At 69.7% G+C, this 18762-nt stretch carries 17 protein-coding genes; 11 read left to right on the top strand and 6 right to left on the bottom strand.

Going from position 1 to position 18762, the window contains the following annotated elements; translation table 11 throughout:
- Positions 1-48 precede the first annotated feature (48 nt).
- Both ON19_RS24245 and ON19_RS24240 read right to left on the bottom strand, forming a co-directional pair.
- On the bottom strand, positions 49-1656 hold the full coding sequence (locus ON19_RS24245) for a PH domain-containing protein (protein ID WP_043697406.1): 1608 nt from the start codon (positions 1654-1656) through the stop codon (positions 49-51).
- On the bottom strand, positions 1653-2150 hold the full coding sequence (locus ON19_RS24240; protein WP_051169248.1) for a PH domain-containing protein: 498 nt from the start codon (positions 2148-2150) through the stop codon (positions 1653-1655). Before ON19_RS24240 ends, ON19_RS24245 begins: the two co-directional genes overlap by 4 nt.
- A gap of 324 nt (positions 2151-2474) precedes the next feature.
- On the opposite strand from ON19_RS24240, the gene ON19_RS24235 reads away from it, so the two are divergent.
- The 4 genes from ON19_RS24235 (at position 2475) to pruA (ending at position 8626) form a co-directional block, all read left to right on the top strand.
- Entirely contained in the window at positions 2475-5087 is a 2613-nt protein-coding gene (locus ON19_RS24235; protein ID WP_043697400.1) for a bifunctional FO biosynthesis protein CofGH, read from the top strand.
- A 370-nt stretch (positions 5088-5457) separates the two neighbouring features.
- On the top strand, positions 5458-5781 hold the full coding sequence (gene fdxA / locus ON19_RS24230; RefSeq protein WP_043697397.1) for a ferredoxin: 324 nt from the start codon (positions 5458-5460) through the stop codon (positions 5779-5781).
- 8 nt (positions 5782-5789) lie between these two features.
- Positions 5790-6899, top strand: a complete 1110-nt coding sequence (dapC, locus tag ON19_RS24225; RefSeq protein WP_043697548.1) for a succinyldiaminopimelate transaminase — start codon at positions 5790-5792, stop codon at positions 6897-6899.
- 92 nt (positions 6900-6991) lie between these two features.
- Positions 6992-8626: an L-glutamate gamma-semialdehyde dehydrogenase gene (gene pruA / locus ON19_RS24220; RefSeq protein WP_043697394.1), complete on the top strand. Its 1635-nt coding sequence runs from the start codon at positions 6992-6994 to the stop codon at positions 8624-8626.
- A 9-nt stretch (positions 8627-8635) separates the two neighbouring features.
- Here the strand turns inward: pruA and ON19_RS24215 are convergent, their stop codons facing one another.
- Positions 8636-9499 carry an oxygenase MpaB family protein gene (locus tag ON19_RS24215; protein ID WP_043697392.1) on the bottom strand — a complete coding sequence of 288 codons (864 nt, stop codon included), beginning with the start codon at positions 9497-9499 and terminating at the stop codon, positions 8636-8638.
- A 168-nt stretch (positions 9500-9667) separates the two neighbouring features.
- On the opposite strand from ON19_RS24215, the gene ON19_RS24210 reads away from it, so the two are divergent.
- Positions 9668-10300 carry a TetR/AcrR family transcriptional regulator gene (locus tag ON19_RS24210; RefSeq protein ID WP_043697389.1) on the top strand — a complete coding sequence of 211 codons (633 nt, stop codon included), beginning with the start codon at positions 9668-9670 and terminating at the stop codon, positions 10298-10300.
- A 4-nt stretch (positions 10301-10304) separates the two neighbouring features.
- On the opposite strand, the gene ON19_RS24205 is transcribed toward ON19_RS24210, so the two are convergent.
- A complete protein-coding gene (locus tag ON19_RS24205; protein WP_043697386.1) occupies positions 10305-11024 on the bottom strand; it encodes a hypothetical protein in 720 nt (239 codons plus the stop codon).
- A 119-nt stretch (positions 11025-11143) separates the two neighbouring features.
- Positions 11144-11995, bottom strand: coding sequence for an oxygenase MpaB family protein (locus ON19_RS24200; RefSeq protein WP_043697383.1), 852 nt, complete (start codon positions 11993-11995; stop codon positions 11144-11146).
- Between the two features lie 144 nt (positions 11996-12139).
- Between ON19_RS24200 and ON19_RS24195 the strand changes: the two genes are divergently transcribed.
- From ON19_RS24195 to ON19_RS24185, 3 genes are all read left to right on the top strand, one after another.
- The gene (locus tag ON19_RS24195; RefSeq protein ID WP_043697380.1) at positions 12140-13558 is read left to right on the top strand and encodes an acyl-CoA synthetase; all 1419 of its coding nucleotides are present in this window, start codon (positions 12140-12142) and stop codon (positions 13556-13558) included.
- A gap of 34 nt (positions 13559-13592) precedes the next feature.
- Positions 13593-13985: a PPOX class F420-dependent oxidoreductase gene (locus ON19_RS24190; protein WP_043697377.1), complete on the top strand. Its 393-nt coding sequence runs from the start codon at positions 13593-13595 to the stop codon at positions 13983-13985.
- Between the two features lie 263 nt (positions 13986-14248).
- Positions 14249-14563, top strand: coding sequence for a putative quinol monooxygenase (locus tag ON19_RS24185; protein ID WP_043697374.1), 315 nt, complete (start codon positions 14249-14251; stop codon positions 14561-14563).
- A 238-nt stretch (positions 14564-14801) separates the two neighbouring features.
- Here ON19_RS24185 and dapD read toward each other — a convergent pair whose 3' ends face one another.
- Positions 14802-15749, bottom strand: a complete 948-nt coding sequence (gene dapD / locus ON19_RS24180) for a 2,3,4,5-tetrahydropyridine-2,6-dicarboxylate N-succinyltransferase (RefSeq protein ID WP_043697370.1) — start codon at positions 15747-15749, stop codon at positions 14802-14804.
- Positions 15750-16005: 256 nt separating this feature from the next.
- Between dapD and dapE the strand changes: the two genes are divergently transcribed.
- The 3 genes from dapE (at position 16006) to ON19_RS24165 (ending at position 18760) form a co-directional block, all read left to right on the top strand.
- Positions 16006-17109 (top strand): succinyl-diaminopimelate desuccinylase, encoded by a 1104-nt coding sequence (dapE, locus tag ON19_RS24175; RefSeq protein WP_043697368.1) that lies wholly within the window; start codon positions 16006-16008, stop codon positions 17107-17109.
- 275 nt (positions 17110-17384) lie between these two features.
- Entirely contained in the window at positions 17385-18194 is an 810-nt protein-coding gene (locus ON19_RS24170; protein WP_043697545.1) for an LOG family protein, read from the top strand.
- The gene (locus ON19_RS24165) at positions 18188-18760 is read left to right on the top strand and encodes an LOG family protein (protein WP_043697365.1); all 573 of its coding nucleotides are present in this window, start codon (positions 18188-18190) and stop codon (positions 18758-18760) included. The genes ON19_RS24170 and ON19_RS24165 overlap by 7 nt, the downstream gene beginning before the upstream one ends.
- The last annotated feature ends 2 nt before the right edge of the window (positions 18761-18762 follow it).

Here is an 18762-nt window from a genome sequence, read left to right as displayed (position 1 = left end):
AACTCCGTGGTCGCTCGGCAACCGATCAGCGACACCGATGCGCGGTGCTCAGCGCGCGGCGGTCAGCCCCGGAGTGACGGCTTCGATGAGCTGCCATGCTTCGTCGGCAGGAAGGTCGATCACCGCGTAGCGCTTCTTGCCCGCCGCGGTCGCCGCGACCACCGTGGCGACTCCGGCGCGCCGCTGGAACAAGGTCTGGCGCACTGTCCAGCCGATCACGCCGGGCGCCTCCAGGCAGTCGCGATCCCGGTCGAGCGATCCGGTCCGAGTGATCAGCCAGGTCGGGCCCGCTGCCGTGCGGGGGAGCACCGCGTGCCCGAGGCCGCGGTAGCGGTCCTCCGCGAGCGCGAGCGCGAGCGGCAGGGCGAGGCCGGGCAGTAGCCACCACCACGGCGAATAAGACTGTCCGGCAAGGGAGATGGCGGCCAGCACCGCCGCGATGAAGACGACAGGCGCGAGCGTGCGGATATGCCTGCGGCGCCGCGCGGCCGGGCCGTGCGCGATCAGCGGGGCGCTGCCCGGCGCCGGAACGGTGTGCGCGTCCGCCGCCCCCGCGCCCGTGGGCCGCGCGTCGGGACCGCCGGGTAGGTCGCTGTCGCGTATCTCGTCGGGGGCGAGCAGATGGCCGAGGGTGTGCTCGACGGCGCCGCGCGGGGCCTGCGGCAGAATCTTCTGCCGCGGGTTCTCGCCGGTCATGATCGCTTCGAGTTCGGCGCCGCCCGCCAGGCGGAGCAGCAGCGGTTCCTTGACCGTCGCCCCGCGCAGCCGCGCCCGGTCGAGGGTGATCTGTCGGGTGGTGAACAGTCCGTGGCGCAGCTGCAAGGTCTTGCCGTCGTCGCGGACGCGCAGCCCGAAATAGGTGGCCAGATAGTGCGCGCACGCCGCACCGCTGACCACGAGGACGATGGCGCCCAACAGTGCGGCTCCCGCGAGGGCGAGTGCGAGCGCGCCGCCGTCTTCCACGTCGTGCACCGCGTCCGACCGGAACACGATCTCGCCGAGCCCGTACTGGAACGCGAGGCCGACGATCGGCGCGATGATCGCGAACCCGGTCAGCGACAGCGGGGCGTAGCGCACCCAGGCCGGACTCCAGTGCCCGATCTCGCGCCCTCGGGTGCGCGTCCCGGTGAAACCACCGGATACGTTCTCCTGCGGTTGTTTTCGATCCTCTGGCGCGTGCGCCGGGCCCGCCGTGTGGGCGAGCAGCGCGGTGCGCAACGGCGGTAGGACCCGTGCGTCCAAAGCGTCGAGCTTGAACTGCTCACCCGAGTCGGCCTGCTGGCCGGTCCCGATCGCCAGCACCGCGAGCCCGAGAATCCGGTGCAGCAGGTCCGCCTCGATGTCCACCGAGCGGATCCGCGATCGCGGCACCGACAGTTTCTTGCGCGCCAGCAGTCCGGTTCGCAACTCGACGTGCGTCGGCCCGACCCGGTACGTCGTGGTGAACCAGCGGGTCAGCGCGAACCCCACGATCAGCACGATCGGGATGATGCTCCACATGTGGTTGCCGCTGCTGGTACCGAGGATCACCGACCCGATCAGCACCGGGATGAACTTCACAACCTCGGTGATCGGATGGACCAGCAGCATCCGCTTGTCCAGCCGCTGCCACGGTTGCTCGGCCTGCGCGGGGCCGGTGGCCGGCTCGGCGCTCATGTCGCGTCGCCGCGGTGCTGGGCGGCGATGCGGGCCAGCCGCGTCACGGTCTCTTCGGCCACCGGGAGATCGAGCGCGCTGATCTGGACCGCTCCCGCGGAGGACGCGGTGGTCACGGTGACCGTGGCCAGTCCGAGCAGGCGCTCGAGCGGACCGCGCTCGGTGTCGACGGTCTGCACCCGCGAGATCGGCGCGACCCGGCTCTCCTGGGTGAGCCAGCCGACCCGGGTGTAGACCGCCTCGTCGGTGACCTCCCAGCGGTGCACGGCGTACCGCCACCACGGCGCCACCCCGATATTCAGCGCGGCCGGCACGAGCGCGACCAGGAACCATCCGAGCTGCCACCCTCGGTGCGCAGAGTCGAGCACCGCCCACACCAGCAGCGCCGCGAACGGGATCGCCCAGGCCAGCGCGGCCTGCACGGTCCACAGGAGCTTCGCCTTCGGGCTCGGGCGCCAGGCCGGATCGGCCATGATCGTGCGCGGCTGCGACATGCTGCCAATGTTTGCACGACCACGCCTGCGCTGTCGCAGGCAATCGTCAGCGGCTCACGGCGGCGTCGCGGACCCGGCAGGCGGGTGGGCGCGAGGCCGCGGGCTCCTGCGACTCGGCGGTGCTCACCGAGGCCACCGTCGAAGGCTGAGCGGGCCCTGCGGCGTGCGGCGCCCTGGAATAGCCTCGGGCACCGCACAGTTGTCAACGCTCAACGGCGCCCGCGTCCCCGCGTGGGCTCCGTGGTGAGCGGAGCAGTGGCCCGGGTGGCTCGTCCGCTTCGCCGCAACCAGCACTGGAGGGAGACAGTTCCGGATGTGTAGCGCATGATCGAGGGCGTGACCGACCTACCGAACCCGAGCGTTCCGTCCGCGCCGCCCAGTCCATCGGCCATGCGCCGGGCGCTGCGCAGGGCCCGCGACGGTGTCACGTTGAACGTGGACGAGGCCGCGGTGCTGCTGCACGCGACCGGTGACGATCTCGCCGACCTGTGTCGCAGCGCCGCGCGGGTGCGTGACGCCGGGCTGGCGTCCGCCGGGCGTCCCGAGACGATCAGCTACTCCCGCAACGTCTTCATCCCGCTCACCCGGCTGTGCCGGGACAAATGCCACTACTGCACCTTCGTCACCGTGCCCGGCAAGCTGCGCGCCGAGGGCAAAGGGATGTTCCTCGAACCCGACGAGGTGCTGGACATCGCCCGCCGCGGCGCCGCGCTCGGATGCAAGGAGGCGCTGTTCACGCTGGGTGACCGGCCCGAGGACCGCTGGCCGGAGGCGGCGCAGTGGCTGGACGAGCGCGGCTACGACTCCACGCTGGACTACCTGCGCGCCGTGTCGATCATGGTGCTGGAGGAGACGGGCCTGCTGCCGCACCTGAACCCGGGCGTGATGTCGTGGGAGGAGATCGCGCGGCTCAAGCCGGTGGCCCAGTCCATGGGCATGATGCTGGAGACCACCTCGGCCAGGCTGTTCACCGAGAAGGGCAACTGCCACTACGGCAGCCCGGACAAGGACCCCGCGGTGCGGCTGCGCGCCATCACCGACGCGGGCCGGCTCTCGGTGCCCTACACCACCGGCATCCTGGTGGGCATCGGGGAGACGATGGCCGAGCGGGCCGAGTCGATCATGGCGATTCGCAAGCAGCACAAGGCATTCGGGCACATCCAGGAAGTCATAATCCAGAACTTCCGCGCCAAGGACGACACCGCGATGCGCGACGTGCCGGACGCGGGCCTGGAGGAATTCCTCGCCACCATCGCCGTCGCGCGCGTCCTGCTCGGGCCCGACGTGCCGGTGCAGGCGCCGCCGAACCTGGTGTCGCACGCCGAGTGCCGCGCGCTGATCGAGGCGGGCATCGACGACTGGGGCGGTGTCTCGCCGGTGACGCCCGACCACGTGAACCCGGAGCGGCCGTGGCCGAACCTGGACACGTTGCGGGAGATCACCGAGGCGGCGGGCTATCAGCTCGTCGAGCGGACCTCCGCGCACCCGAAATACGTGCGTGCGGGCAACCCGTGGGTCGATCCGCGCATCGGCGCGCACGTCGCGGCGCTCACCGACCCGGCGACGGGGCTGGCGAAGCCGGACGCGATCCCGGTCGGCCTGCCCTGGCAGGAACCGGACGAGTCCTGGGAATCGGCCGGACGCGTCGACCTCAACACCGCCATCGACACCGAGGGCCGCAACACCGAGGCCCGTAGCGACGCGGCGCTCGGGCAGGAGGTCGTCGGCGCCTTCGGCGACTGGGACACCATCCGGGAGCAGGCGCGCGACCTCGCCGCCGCGCCGCAGCGGCTGGACGCCGACGTGCTCGCCGCGCTGCGCGCCGCCGAACGCGATCCGGCCGGGCTCAGCGACGCCGACTACCTCGCACTGGCCACAGCCGACGGCGCCGAGCTGGAGGCCGTCGCCGCGCTGGCCGACCAGCTGCGCCGCGACACGGTCGGTGACGACGTCACCTACGTGGTGAACCGGAACATCAACTTCACCAACATCTGTTACACCGGGTGCCGGTTCTGCGCGTTCGCCCAGCGCAAGGGCGACGCGGACGCGTTCACGCTGAGCACGGAGGAGGTCGCCGACCGGGCCTGGGAGGCGCACGTCGACGGCGCCACCGAGGTGTGCATGCAGGGCGGCATCGACCCGGACCTGCCGGTCACCGGGTACGCCGACCTGGTGCGGGCGGTCAAGCGACGGGTGCCGTCGATGCACGTGCACGCGTTCAGCCCGATGGAGATCGTCAACGGCGCCTCGCGCGGCGGCCAGAGTGTCCGGGACTGGCTGGTCGCGCTGAAGGAGGCCGGTCTGGACACCATTCCCGGCACCGCGGCGGAGATCCTGGACGACGAGGTGCGCTGGGTGCTCACCAAGGGCAAACTGCCCAGTTCGGCGTGGATCGATGTGATCACCACCGCGCACCGGGTGGGCATCCGGTCCAGCTCGACCATGATGTACGGGCACGTGGACAATCCGAAGCACTGGGTCGGGCATCTGCGGGTGCTGCGCGGAATCCAGGACGAGACCGGTGGTTTCACCGAATTCGTGCTGCTGCCGTTCGTGCACCAGAGCGCGCCGCTGTACCTGGCGGGCGCCGCGCGGCCCGGCCCGACCAATCGGGACAACCGCGCCGCGCACGCGCTGGCCAGGATCATGCTGCACGGCCGGATCCACAACATCCAGACCAGCTGGGTCAAACTCGGCGCCACCGGAACCCGGGTGATGCTGAACAGCGGCGCGAACGACCTGGGCGGCACGTTGATGGAGGAGACCATCTCCCGGATGGCGGGCTCGCAGCACGGGTCGGCGAAGACCGTCGCCGAGTTGGTGGACATCGCCGCGGGCATCGGCAGGCCCGCCCGGGAGCGGACGACCACCTACGGCGTGCCCGAACACAAGAGGCCGACCGCCGCCGCGGAGCTGCAGGCCGTACTGGTCAAGTGACACGGGACCGGCGTTCAGGTCCTGCGCCGGGTGCCGCTCGAATGGTGGGCGCACCCGGCCGGGCCTACTCTGGGACTACCAGCCCGCGGCGGCGATAGGTTCCGGTCCCCGGTGCGATCGGTTTTCCGGTCCGCCGCGGGAATGCGGGTGACCGGCGCATTGACGAGTCGGCTCCCGCCTCGCTCCGGCACCACCTCGCACAACGCGGCGACCACCGCGTAGGCCGGGTGGCGGAGTGGAATTCACTACCCGCGTCGGCGTGCGCGATACCCGAAGTTAGGGCAGGCTGACCAGTAGTAACGTGGGGTGTCGGGATAGGGTTTCGCCGGGCGGACTATCCCGCAGGCGAGGACAGACTAGGAGAGCGGCAGTGCCGTACATCATCGCTGAACCGTGCGTTGACGTGAAGGACAAGGCATGCATCGAGGAATGCCCCGTGGACTGCATCTACGAGGGTGGCCGGATGCTGTACATCCATCCCGACGAGTGCGTGGACTGTGGTGCATGTGAGCCGGTGTGCCCGGTGGAGGCGATCTTCTACGAAGACGACACCCCGGACCAGTGGAGCGGATACGTGAACGCCAATGTCGACTTCTTCGACGAGCTGGGCTCGCCCGGCGGCGCCACGAAGGTCGGCAAGGTGGACTACGACCCGCCGTTCGTCAAGGAACTGCCCCCGATGGCGAGTGAGTGAGCCCTGACGTGTCACCGCGTGGCCGGGTCAGCAGCCTGCTGCCCGATTTTCCCTGGGACACCATCGCTTCGGTGAAGGCGCGAGCGGCCGCCCATCCCGGCGGAATCGTCGACCTGTCCGTCGGCACTCCGGTCGACCCGGTCGACCCGCTGATCCGGACGGCGCTGAACTCTGTCGCGGCGGTACCCGGATACCCGACCACGCACGGCACCCCCGAGCTCCGCGCGGCCGCTGTCGACGCGCTGAAGCGGCGCTACGGGATCACCGGAGTCGAGCCGGCGGCCGTGCTGCCCGCGATCGGCACCAAGGAGCTGATCGCGGGACTGCCCCGGCTGCTCGGCCTCGGCGCGGGCGACCTGGTCGTCATCCCCGAAGTCGCCTATCCCACCTACGAGGTGGGCGCGCTGCTGGCGGGCGCGCAGGTGCTGCGCGCCGACGGACTGACCCGCCTCGGTCCGCAGACGCCCGCGCTGATCTACGTGAACTCGCCGTCCAACCCGACCGGCCGGGTGCTCGGCGTCGATCACCTGCGCAAGGTGGTGGCCTTCGCCCGGGAGCGCGGCGTGATCGTCGCCTCCGACGAGTGTTACCTGGGCCTGACCTGGGAGGGGCGCGCCGTCTCCTTGCTCGATCCGGAGGTGTGCGACGGCGACCACACGAACCTGCTCGCCGTGCATTCGCTGTCCAAGACCTCCAACCTGGCCAGCTACCGCGCCGGGTTCGTGACGGGTGACCCGGCGCTGGTCGCGGAGCTGCTCGAAGTGCGCAAGCACGCGGGCATGATGGTGCCGTTCCCGATCCAGGCGGCGATGACCGCCGCCCTCAGCGACGACGCGCACGAGGCGCGGCAGCGCGAGCGGTACCGGGCTCGTCGCGACGTGCTGCGAAAGGCGCTGGAGGGAGCCGGTTTCCGGATCGATCACTCCGAGGCGGGCCTGTACCTGTGGTCCACGCGCGGCGAGTCGTGCCGGACCACCTTGGACTGGCTGGCCGACCGCGGCATCCTGGCCGCGCCCGGCGACTTCTACGGCCCCGGCGCGAGCGAGCACGTGCGGATCGCACTGACCGCGACCGACGAGCGGATCGCGGCGGCGGCCGAACGCCTGGCCGCGGGCTGACGCGCAGAGCTACAGCCCTCGAGGATCTTCCCGATCCGACTGGGGGTGTGTCGGCACCCGCGCACGCCGCGCCGGGAGAGCTAGCCTGAGGTATGGACGCTGTCACGGTTGTCCCCCCACCCGGCAACGAACCGGTGCACTCCTACGCGCCCGGAACCAGCGAACGGGAGTTGTTGCTCGGCAAACTGGCCGAGCTGTCCGCCGAACTCGTCGACGTGCCGCTGGTGATCGGCGGCAAGCACCGACCCGGCATCGGTGCCCGGCACGACATCGTCGCACCGCATCGGTATCGGCAGGTGCTGGGGACCTACACCGACATCACCCACTCGGAAGCGCACGGAGCCATCGACGCCGCGATCGCGGCGGCCCCTGGCTGGCGGGCCATGCCGTTCGATGAGCGCGCCGCGGTGCTGTTGCGGGCCGCCGACCTGCTGGCCGGGCCGTGGCGGGAGACGATCGCGGCGGCCACCATGCTCGGGCAGTCGAAATCGGCGCAGCAAGCCGAGATCGACGCGCCCTGCGAGCTGGTCGACTTCTGGCGGTTCAACGTCGCTTTCGCGCGCGGGATTCTGGAGCAGCAGCCCCAGTCCAGCGCCGGGGTGTGGAACCGGATGGACTATCGGCCGCTGGAAGGGTTCGTCTACGCGATCACGCCCTTCAACTTCACCGCCATCGCGGGCAATCTGCCCACCGCGCCCGCGCTCATGGGCAACACGGTGGTGTGGAAGCCATCGCCGACGCAGACGTTGTCGGCCTTCCACACGATGCGATTGCTCGAGGCGGCGGGCCTGCCGCCCGGCGTGATCAACATGGTCACCGGCGACGGGGTGCAGCTGTCGGAGGTGGCCCTGGCCGATCCGCGGCTGGCCGGAATCCATTTCACCGGCTCCACCAAAACATTCCAGCACCTCTGGCAAGAGGTGGGCGCGAATATCGGTCGCTACCACGGCTATCCGCGCTTGGTCGGCGAGACGGGCGGAAAGGACTTCATCGTCGCGCACTCCTCGGCCGACCCGGACGCTCTTCGCACCGCACTGATCCGCGGCGCCTACGAGTACCAGGGGCAGAAGTGCTCCGCGGCCTCGCGGGCCTACATCGCGCGGTCGGTCTGGCGCGCGATGGGTGAGGAGTTCCTGCACGAAGCGGGCGAGCTGAGCTATGGCGACATCGCCGATCTGTCGAATTTCGGTGGAGCGCTGATCGATCGGCGCGCGTTCGACAAGAACGTGGCGGCGATCCGGCGCGCCGCGGAGGCGGGCGTCACGATCCCGGTGGGCGGAACCTACGACGACAGCGAAGGCTGGTTCGTCCGGCCCACGGTGTTCCTGGTGGACAACCCGCACGACGAATCGTTCGCCACCGAGTACTTCGGACCGATCCTGTCGGTGTACGTCTACGACGACGCCGAACCGGGCGCCTACAGCGCCATTCTGGCCGAAGTCGAGTCGGGTGCGCCCTACGCGCTGACCGGCGCGGTGTTCGCGCAGGACCGGTACGCGATCGAACAGGCCGACGCCGCATTGCGGTTCGCGGCGGGCAACTTCTACATCAACGACAAGCCCACGGGCGCGGTGGTGGGTCAGCAGCCGTTCGGCGGCGCGCGGGCCTCCGGCACCGACGACAAGGCGGGCTCGCCGTTGAACCTGCTGCGCTGGGTCGCGCCGCGGACGATCAAGGAAACCTTCGTACCGTCCGTGGACTACCGCTACCCGCACATGGGGAGCTGAGGCGCGGCGTCAGACCAGCGGCTTTCCGCGCCGCAACCGCCTGCGCAGGTCGAACAGGTAGGCGTTGAGCGGGAACATCCGCGCCGCTGCGGGCAGCCGCCGGTGCACCGCGCCGATGGCCCGCAGCAGCCGGTCCAAGCGCTGCTGGTCGCGGTCGGTCCAGGTCATGCCCATCTCGTCGCGCAGGTGCTGCGGGAGCAGGCCGGTGACGACGAAGCGCTGCAGCCCGGCGAACACCACCTGCACCGGTCGCGGCATCATCTTCAGGTCGATCAGGCCGTTGAAGTACTCCCGCAGTTCCGGCTCGATGCCGCGCTGCTTCAGGTTCTCGTCCCAATACCGCTGGAATTCCGCGCGATCGGCCGGCCACATCTCCGGCCGCATCTGCAGGGTGGTGCCCAGCCGCGCGGCGTAGCTGTAGAAGGCTTCGGCGGTGGCGGCGTCCATCGGGCCGTGCATCCGGGTGTAGAGGTCGTCGATACCCCAGTACAGGCAGGCGGCGACCCACAACTGCAGGTTCGGGTCGAAGGCGTTGTACTTCACCGGGCTCGCGGCGGTGGAGCGCACCGAACGGTGCGAGACGTTGACCGCCGCGCGGTAGGCCTCGCGTTCGGCGTCCGACCCGAGCAGCGCGACGGCGATGTAGGTCAGCGTGGTGCGCAGCCGCTTGATCGGATGCAGGGTGACCTTGCCGCTGTCGACGGTGCTCTCCAAGACGCCGCGGCCGACGGGGCGCAGGCTCAGCTGCATGATGACGTTGGCGGCTCCGCCGAGGAACGCGGCGATGCCGTCGACGTATTCTCCGACGGTCTCCGGGGTGAGGATCTCGCTCGGATCCGGCTCGTGCTCGGCGGTGCGCAGTGGCGCGGTCATCGTCGACCTCGTCTTTCGTGTCCGCCCGATCCCGGAGAATCGGTCGATGAGAAGATTATGCCCCAACTTTCTCATCGACTCGCGGAGCTGTCAATCGACGCGAGACGCCGGTGACGATGTGCGATGCTGAAAGTGTCATCGTTTCGCTGTCGCGGATAGGGTTGAGGCATGGCCAGGCTGACCAGACTGCTGCCGCTGGTGCGCAGCGCCGCCCCGGAAGATCGCAATCAGACCCGGGTGCTGGACGCGGCGCTGCTGGCGTTCCTCGACTTCGGTATCAAGCGCACCAGCATGGTCGAAGTCGCGCGTCGTGGCGGATTGTCCCTGGCCACGCTCTATCGCCGCTTCGCGAGCAAGTCCGACCTGATCAGGGCCGTGGGACTGCGGCAGACCCGCGAGTTCATCGAGGAGGTCGACGCCGCGCTCGAGCGGCAGGTCGACCGGGACGCGAGCGCGGAGGACCAGATCGTCGAGCTGTTCGCGGCGTTCATCAACGGGCTGCGCGGAAACCAGCTGATCCACCGGCTGCTGGCCACCGAGCCCGAACTCGTGCTGCCCTACCTCACCACCCAGGGGGCGCCGGTCATCGAACTCGGCCGGGATTACCTCGCCGAGTTCATCACCCGCTTGCAGCGGGAAGGCAAGCTGCCCGACTACGACCCGGAACCGTTGGCCGAGATGATCGCCCGCACCGCGCTGTCACTGGCGCTCACGCCGCAGACCGTCATCCCGCTCGGCGACGAGGCGTCGATCCGGAAGTTCGCCCGCGATCACGTGGTGGTGTCGTTCCGGGTGCGATGAGCGCTCAGCGGGGCTGCGGTACTCCGGTGAGCATCGCCCCGAGCGCGGCGAGCACGTCGGCGGTCTGCTCGGCCGCGGTGCCACGGGTGTGCGCGGTCACCGCGAAACCGGGGCCATAGGACGCCGAGGCGACCTCCGGCTCACCCAGATCCGACCACCCCCACTTGGTGCCGAGCACGAACGGCCACCGCGCGGTGCCCCAGTCCTGTTCGGTGCCGTCGAGCGCCGTCGAACCCGCGGCGGCCATCCATTCGAAGATCGGGGAGCCGGGATCGGTGCGCAGTTTGGTGGCCAGGAAGTCGGACACGTTCGCGACGCTGGTCGCGCTCGCGCCCCAGCTGGGCCCCGGCACCGTCTCGGTGAGGCCGTACTCGGCGGCGATAGCGGCGATGGCCTGCGGATACTTGGCCTCCATCGTGGTCGCCGCACCGTCATCTGAGTAGCGGATCATTTGCTCGGCTAGGAACCGGTCCTCGGGCGAGCGGTCGCCGTGGCGCAGGGCGTAGTCGGCCAGGAACAGCTTGGACAGTGACAGGCTCGAGCGTGACTCGTGTTCGTTCGCCGTGCCCCAGCCGGGGCCGAACGCAGTGCGGACCGAAATCGCAGTGCGCGGCGGCACTGCGGCCACCTCGGTTTCCGCGGTCTCTTCGGCGCAGGCGACCGGCGCGGAGAATGCCAGGAACGCGCACGAGACCAGCGTGGTCATCGTCATTCGGTAGCCCATCGTCTCCTCCTGGCTCGTGGCGGCGCGGCATCGCGGGATCGCCCTCCGCAGGCGCGATCCGGCAGTACGAGATGCGATTGCCCAGAGATTGCTCTTATGAAACGAGTCCGGGAAACACGTCAGACCAGGCGCAAGCCGAGCAGACGCCGGATGCGCATATCCAGCAGATAGGCGTTCAGGGGAAACGCGCGGATCGGTCGCGGGAGCCGCGACTGTGTGGCGCCGACGGCGCGCAGCATGTGCCCGAGCGTGCGCTCGTCGCGGTCGGTCCAGGTCATGCCCATCTCGTCGCGCAGGTGCTGGGGGAGGAGACCGGTCACGAAGAAGCGATGCAAGCGCCCGAACGCCAGCTGTGCCGGGCGCGGCAGCATGCGCAGATCGATGAGGTCGTCGAAATAGGCGCGCACAACCGGGTCGATGCTGGTCTTCGCGAGGTTCGTCGTCCAGTACTCGTCGAAGGCGCGACGGTCGGGGGGCCACATCGCTTCGGGCATTTGGAGGGTGGTACCGAGCCGGGCGGCCAGGTGGTAGAACGCATCGGCCGTCGCCTCGTCCATCGGGCCGTGCATACGCGCGTACAGATCCTGTGCTCCCCAATGCAGGCAGGCCGCGACCCACAGTTGCAGCGCGGGATCGAAGGCGTTGTAGCGCACCGGACTCGCGGCGGTGGAGCGCACCGGGCGATGCGAGACGTTGACCGCCTCGCGATAGGCGGCGCGTTCGTCGTCGGTGCCGAGCATCGCCACCGACAGGTAGGTCAGGGTGGTGCGCAGCCTTTTGATCGGATGCAGCATCACGTTCCCGCTGTGCACCGTGCTCTCCAGAACGCCGTAGCCGACCGGCGGAGTGCTCAACTGCATGATGACGTTCGCGACGCCGCCGAAGAGGCCGGCCACGCCGTCGATGTAATGCCCGATGTCGAACGAGTCCGGCGGTTCGGGGTGACGCGTCGCGGGAAGTGGCCTGGTCATCATCGACCTCGCAGTACTGAGAAGGCTATGCAACAACGTTCTCACCGCTTCAGCGGCTGTGTCAACCGTCACATCATCGACTCGGCGGCGTCGGCACGGGACGTCGCGACGCCGCCACGGAACCGGTCGAAGTAGCGTGGTCGAATGTCGTTCGGCCCGCCCCTGCTGCTCAGTTCCCTGAACCCGCTCGCCGTCGCAGGCGGCGCGGACATCCCCGACGCCCTCACCATCGACGGGAGCACCCTCTCGCGCAGCGACCTGCTGGGCGCGGCCACGTCGGTAGCCGAACGCGTCGCGCGCGCGGAGCGGGTGGCGGTGCTGGCCGAGGCGACGGTGGAGACCGCGCTCGCGGTGGTCGGCTGCCTCATCGCGGGCGTCACGGTGGTGCCGGTGCCCCCGGACTCCGGCACCACGGAGCGGGCGCACATCCTGGCCGACTCGGGCGCTCAGGCATGGCTGGGGAAAGCGCCGGAGGGCGCCGACCTGCCCGTGGTGCCGGTGCGGCGGCACGCCAGGTCGTGGCACACCTACCCCGAACCCGATCCGGCCAAAACGGCTTTCGTGCTCTACACCTCGGGAACCACCGGCCTGCCCAAGGGCGTCCTGCTCAGCAGGGGGGCGATCGCCGCGGGCCTGGACGCCCTCGCCGACGCGTGGGCATGGACCGCGAGCGACACTCTGGTGCACGGCCTTCCGCTGTTCCACGTGCACGGGCTGATCCTCGGCCTGCTCGGCCCGCTGCGCGTGGGTAGTCCGCTGATCCACACCGGCAAGCCGACACCGCAGGCGTACGCGGCGGCCAAAGGTTCGTTGTATTTCGGCGTGCCGACCGTGTGGTCGCGTGTGGTCGAGGACCCCGACTCGGCAAAGCAATTGGCCGACGCTCGGCTGCTGGTCTCCGGTAGCGCACCGCTGCCGGTGCCGGTGTTCGAGCGACTGCGCGAGCTGACCGGGCACGCGCCGGTCGAGCGCTACGGCATGAGCGAAACCATGATCACGCTGTCCACCCGGGCCGACGGCGAGCGCAGGCCGGGCTGGGTCGGCACGCCGGTGCACGGGGTGCGCACCCGGCTGCGCGACGAGTCCGGCGCACCGGTCCCGCACGACGGCGAGAGCATCGGCGGGCTCGAGGTCTCCGGCCCCATGTTCTTCGACGGCTATCTGAACCGCCCGGAGGCCACCGCGCAGAGCTGGACCGAGGACGGGTGGTTCCGGACCGGCGACGTCGCCGCCATCGATGCGGAGGGCTTCCATCGCATCGTCGGCCGGGAATCGGTGGACCTGATCAAGTCCGGTGGATACCGGGTCGGCGCGGGGGAGGTCGAGACGGTGCTGCTCGGTCATCCCGCGGTCGCGGAGGCCGCGGTGGTCGGCCTGCCCGACCACGACCTCGGCCAGCGCATCACCGCCTTCGTCGTGCTGCGCGTTTCCGCGACCGAACGCGAACTGATCGACCATGTGGCCGCGCAACTCTCGGTGCACAAGCGTCCGCGCGAGATCCGGGTGGTCGACACGCTGCCCCGCAACGCCATGGGCAAGGTGCAGAAGAAGAAGCTGGGTTGACCTCGAGTTCGGTAGAGGTTCTACGGTCGGGCACATGACTTCGACCCTGACCCCCGAACAGATCGACTACCTGCACACCCAGCGGCTGGGCCGCCTGGCCACCGTCCGGCCCGACGGCACGCCGCAGAACAACCCGGTGGGCTTCCGCTACAACGCCGACCTCGGCACCATCGACATCGCGGGCTGGAACATGGGCGCGTCCTGGAAGTTCCGCAACCTCGCCACCAACGACCACGTCGCGTTCGTCGTCGATGACGTGGCCTCGGTCCAGCCGTGGCGCGTCCGCTGCCTGGAGATCCGCGGCACCGCCGAAGCGCTCACCGACATCGACCCCTACATCTCCGGCGTCTCCCGCGAAATGATCCGCATCCATCCCCAACGGGTCATCGCCTTCGGCCTTTCCGATGCGGGTCCCGACTTGACCTGATCCACCCTGCGAGAACCATCGCCTACGGTCGAGCAAGGCCCCCTCCGAGTTCTCCGCCTGCCGGCGACCCAACTCGCAGCGCGATTGCGGCGCGGATACGCGAGGGGGTGGTGTAGTTGATGCCAACCTGGAAGCTTTGACCGAGTCATGTCCATCCCTCCCCGTGAGGGCGACGAGCCGACGCGACCGGGGCGACGCTCGGGTTGGCGCGTGTAGCTTCCGTAGCCCTGTACGGTGACCGTGTACCGGTGCCGAGGAGGGCTATGTTCGCGCTCGTGGTGAGGTTCGACCTGCAGGACGCCGACAAGGTTGCCGAGTTCGATGAGCTGGTAGCCGAAACCGTTGCGGCGGTCACCCAATTCGAACCCAGAACGCTGGTGTATGCCACGCATACCGTCGAGGGGGAACCACTGGCACGGGTGTTCTATGAGGTGTACCGCGACCGCGAGGCATTCCGGGAGCATGAGCGGCAGCCCCACACGCGGCACTTCCTGAGCCAGCGGGAGAACTACGTCGCTTCTTTCCGGGTGGAGCTCCTGTCGACCTTGGAGACCAAAGGCCTGCCCGCTGCGCGCTGACCGGTTGTCCGTCGCAGTCATCCCCTGGCCGCGCCGTCGGGCCACCTCATCCACCGGCAGACCCGCATCGCGGGCCATTTCCACCACGGAACCGACTCGATCACCGCCGCGTTCGCGGCCCCATACGCTTCGTGGCCGGCGTCATCGACGAACAACTTCGCGAGTGGCACATCGTTGCGGCAAAGTGCGAGAAGATCTCTCCACCATGTGCCACTCGCGGAAGCTTCAGCGGGGAAGTTCAGTTGTGGGCGTGCAGGTCGGCGTTGAGTTCGATGCCGGTGCCCTTGCGGGGGACCACCTCGACCGCGCCGGTGGTGGAGTTGCGGCGGAAGAGGAGGTTGTCGCGGCCGGCCAGTTCGGCCGCCTTGACCAGGGTGCCGTCGGGGGTGGTGACCTTGGTGCCCGCGGTCAGGTACAGGCCCGCCTCCACCACGCAGTCGTTGCCGAGTGGGATGCCGAGGCCGGAGTTCGCGCCGAGCAGCGACCGCTCGCCGATGGAGATGACCGTGGTGCCGCCGCCGGACAGGGTGCCCATGGTGGACGCGCCGCCGCCGATGTCGGAGCCGTCGCCGACCACGACGCCCGCGGAGACGCGGCCCTCGATCATGGACGCGCCGAGCGTGCCCGCGTTGAAGTTCACGAAGCCCTCGTGCATGACGGTGGTGCCGGAGGCCAGGTGCGCGCCGAGGCGGACCCGGTCGGCGTCGCCGATACGCACCCCGGAGGGCAGCACGTAGTCCACCATGCGCGGGAACTTGTCCACGCTGTACACGGTGACCGGGCCGCGTGCCCGCAGCTTGGCGCGGGTGGCCTCGAAGCCTTCCACCGCGGCGGGGCCGTGGTTGGTCCAGACGACGTTGGTCAGCAGGCCGAACTGGCCGTCCAGGCTCACCTCGTGCGGCTTGACCAGGCGGTGCGAGAGCAGGTGCAGGCGCAGGTAGACGTCGTGCGCGTCGACCGGGGCGGCGGACAGGTCGGCAATCGTGGTGTGCACCGCGATCACGTCGACCCCGCGCGCGTCGTCGAAGCCGAGCAGCGCCGCGTACTCGGCGGGCGCCTCGTCCAGCCGCTTGGTGCCGGTCTCGGCGAACTCGCCCAGCTGCGGGTTCGGGTACCACGTGTCCAGTACGGTCCCGTCCGCGGTCACGTTGGCGATACCGATTGCTGCTGCTCCCTGGATGCTCACGGCCTAGAGGTTACCGACTCGCGCCGGACAACGGTGCGGCTGCTCCGGCGACCGCGATCACCAGGCTTCGCACGCGTCCGACCCGGGACCGATCGGCGGCGTGCCCGTGCCGGAATGTGCGGCTGACAAGGACTCACGAAGGCGGTGCATCGGCCTCGCCCGACTGGTCCCGGAAGGCACGCCGCCCGCATTTCGGGACCGACCGGAGGGAAGTGGCGTGCGGGCGTGACGGGTGCGCGGCCGTAGGGTGAGGCGGGTGACCATCGACCTGCATGCCGACCCGATCACGCTGACCGCCGCCCTCGTCGACATCCCGAGCGTCTCGCGTGACGAGGCGGCCGTCACCGACGTGGTGGAGCGGGCGCTGCGGGAGCAGACGACGGGCTTCGAAATCCTCCGGCACGGGAACGTGGTGCTGGCGCGCACCCATCGCGGGTTGCCGACCCGGGTGATCCTGGCCGGGCACTTGGACACCGTGCCGATCGCCGACAATGTGCCGGGCCGGTTCGCCGTCGGCCCGACGGGCGAGCGGGTGCTCTACGGCTGCGGCTCGGTGGATATGAAGTCCGGCGACGCGGTGTTCCTGCACCTGGCCGCGACCGTCGCCGACCCCGTGCACGACCTGACGCTGATCTTCTACGACGGCGAGGAGATCGCCGCCGAGTTCAACGGGCTCGGCCACATCGAGCGCGATCTGCCGGACTGGCTCACCGGCGACCTCGCCGTGCTCGGCGAGCCGTCCGGGGGCTGGATCGAGGCCGGTTGCCAGGGCACGCTGCGCGCTCGGCTGCGCACCTCCGGCGTTCGCGCGCACTCGGCGCGAGCGTGGCTGGGCGACAACGCGATTCACCGGCTGGCCCCGATCCTGCAGCGGCTCGCCGACTACCGCGCACGGGAAGTGGACATCGACGGCTGCGTCTACCGCGAGGGCCTGTCCGCGGTCCGGGTGGAGGGCGGCGTGGCGGGCAATGTCGTGCCGGACGCCGCCGAACTGGACGTCAATTTCCGCTTCGCGCCCGACCGCACCGTCGCCAAGGCCGTCGAGCACGTGCGCGAAGTATTCGCCGGACTCGAGCTCTCCTTCGAGGTGACCGACTCGGCGCCGGGCGCGCTGCCGGGACTGACGGCACCGGCGGCCAAGGACCTCATCGCCTCGGTGCAGCGCCACGGCGGCGGTGGTGTGCGCGCGAAGTACGGCTGGACCGACGTCTCGCGTTTCGCGGCGCGCGGCATCCCCGCCGTGAACTTCGGTCCCGGCGATCCCAACCTCGCGCACAAGCGCGACGAGCACGTCCCCGTCGACCAGATCACCGCGGTCGCCGCCATGCTGCGCAGTTACCTGAGCGGCACGCCGGACTGAACTGCTGGGCGTGACCGGGACCAGCCGGCGCTCGCCGCCGGCTCGTTCGCGCCGGTCTCCGGGTTCCGCTGCGCGGGTCCGGGTCGTCGCGTCCGACGGTCGCTGAGATCGCGAGTGGCCGACCCGGCGGGCCGCCCGCCTGATTCGAGCCACGACTTGCGAGCCGTGCGCCGAGATTGCGGCTGCGTCTCGCCGCCACTGCGCCCCGCTGAACGTCGGACGACTTCTCTCGTCCGGCCCGTGAGCGGCCCCGGCCGGGCGGTAGCGTGGAACGCATGTCCACCGACGCCGCGGACCATGAGGTCGCCAACAAGCCGAAGTCGACACCGAAGTTCCGTGGGCCGATCATGTTCCGCCGCGATCGCGCGGACGGCCTGGGTACCGCCGACCGGAACCTGCTGGACAAGCGCGGTGACACGGACTGGGTGCACACCGATCCCTGGCGGGTGCTGCGCATCCAAGCCGAGTTCGTCGAAGGCTTCGGCGCGCTCGCCGAGGTGCCCCGGGCGGTGACCGTCTTCGGTTCCGCGCGCACGTCGCCCGACCATCCGGAGTACCAGGCGGGCTTGGCGATCGGTGCCGCGCTGGCCAGGGCAGGTTTCGCGGTGATCACCGGCGGCGGCCCCGGCGCGATGGAAGCGGCCAACCGGGGCGCCTGTGAAGCGGGCGGCTACTCGATCGGTCTCGGCATCGAGCTGCCGTTCGAGCAGAGCCTCAACGAGTGGGTGGACCTGGGCATCAATTTCCGGTACTTCTTCGTCCGCAAGACGATGTTCGTGAAGTACTCCCAGGCGTTCATCTGCCTGCCCGGCGGTTTCGGCACCCTCGACGAGTTGTTCGAGGCGCTGACGCTGGTGCAGACCCGCAAGATCACCAGGTTCCCGATCATCCTGTTCGGCACCAGATACTGGTCGGGGCTGGTGGACTGGTTGCGCGATTCGCTCGGCGGCTCGGGCAAGATCTCACCGGGTGACCTCGGCCTGCTGCACGTGACCGACAGCGTCGAGGAGGTCGTGCACATCATTCAGGCCGCCGCCGAGGCAGGCGGCGCCGAGGACGCGATCGGGACGGAGGATCAGTGGTGAGCGAACAGCCTTTCGCCGTCTGTGTCTATTGCTCGGCGAGTACGACCGACCAGGACTACCTGTCGCTGGCTGCCCGGGTGGGTACCGAGATCGCCCGGCGCGGTTGGCAATTGGTATCCGGCGGCGGGCACGTCTCGATGATGGGCGCGGTCGCCACCGCGGCGCGCGCGGGCGGGGCGAATACCATCGGCGTGATCCCGAAGCACCTGGTGCACCGGGAGGTCGCCGACGTCGACGCCGACGAACTGGTGGTCACCGACACGATGCGCCAGCGCAAGCAGGTGATGGAGGATCGCGCCGACGCCTTCCTCACCCTGCCCGGCGGCATCGGCACCCTGGAGGAGTTCTTCGAGACCTGGACCGGCGGCTATCTGGGACAGCATGAAAAGCCCGTTGTTGTGCTGGATCCCAATGGATTCTTCCGCGGGTTGTTCTCCTGGCTGGATGAGTTGTATGAGCGCAAGTTCGTGCCCCAGACAGCCCTGTCCCGGATTACCGTGGTGACCGATCTTCCGTCCGCTTTCGCGGCACTGGAGGGGGTACATACCCGGGATGAGGAGAGCTGAAG

This window comes from Nocardia abscessus NBRC 100374 (genome assembly GCF_000308455.1).
GTDB classification, from domain to species: Bacteria; Actinomycetota; Actinomycetes; order Mycobacteriales; family Mycobacteriaceae; genus Nocardia; species Nocardia abscessus.
Note: the sequence above shows the minus strand (reverse complement) of the source record. Positions and strands in the feature narration are given on the sequence as shown.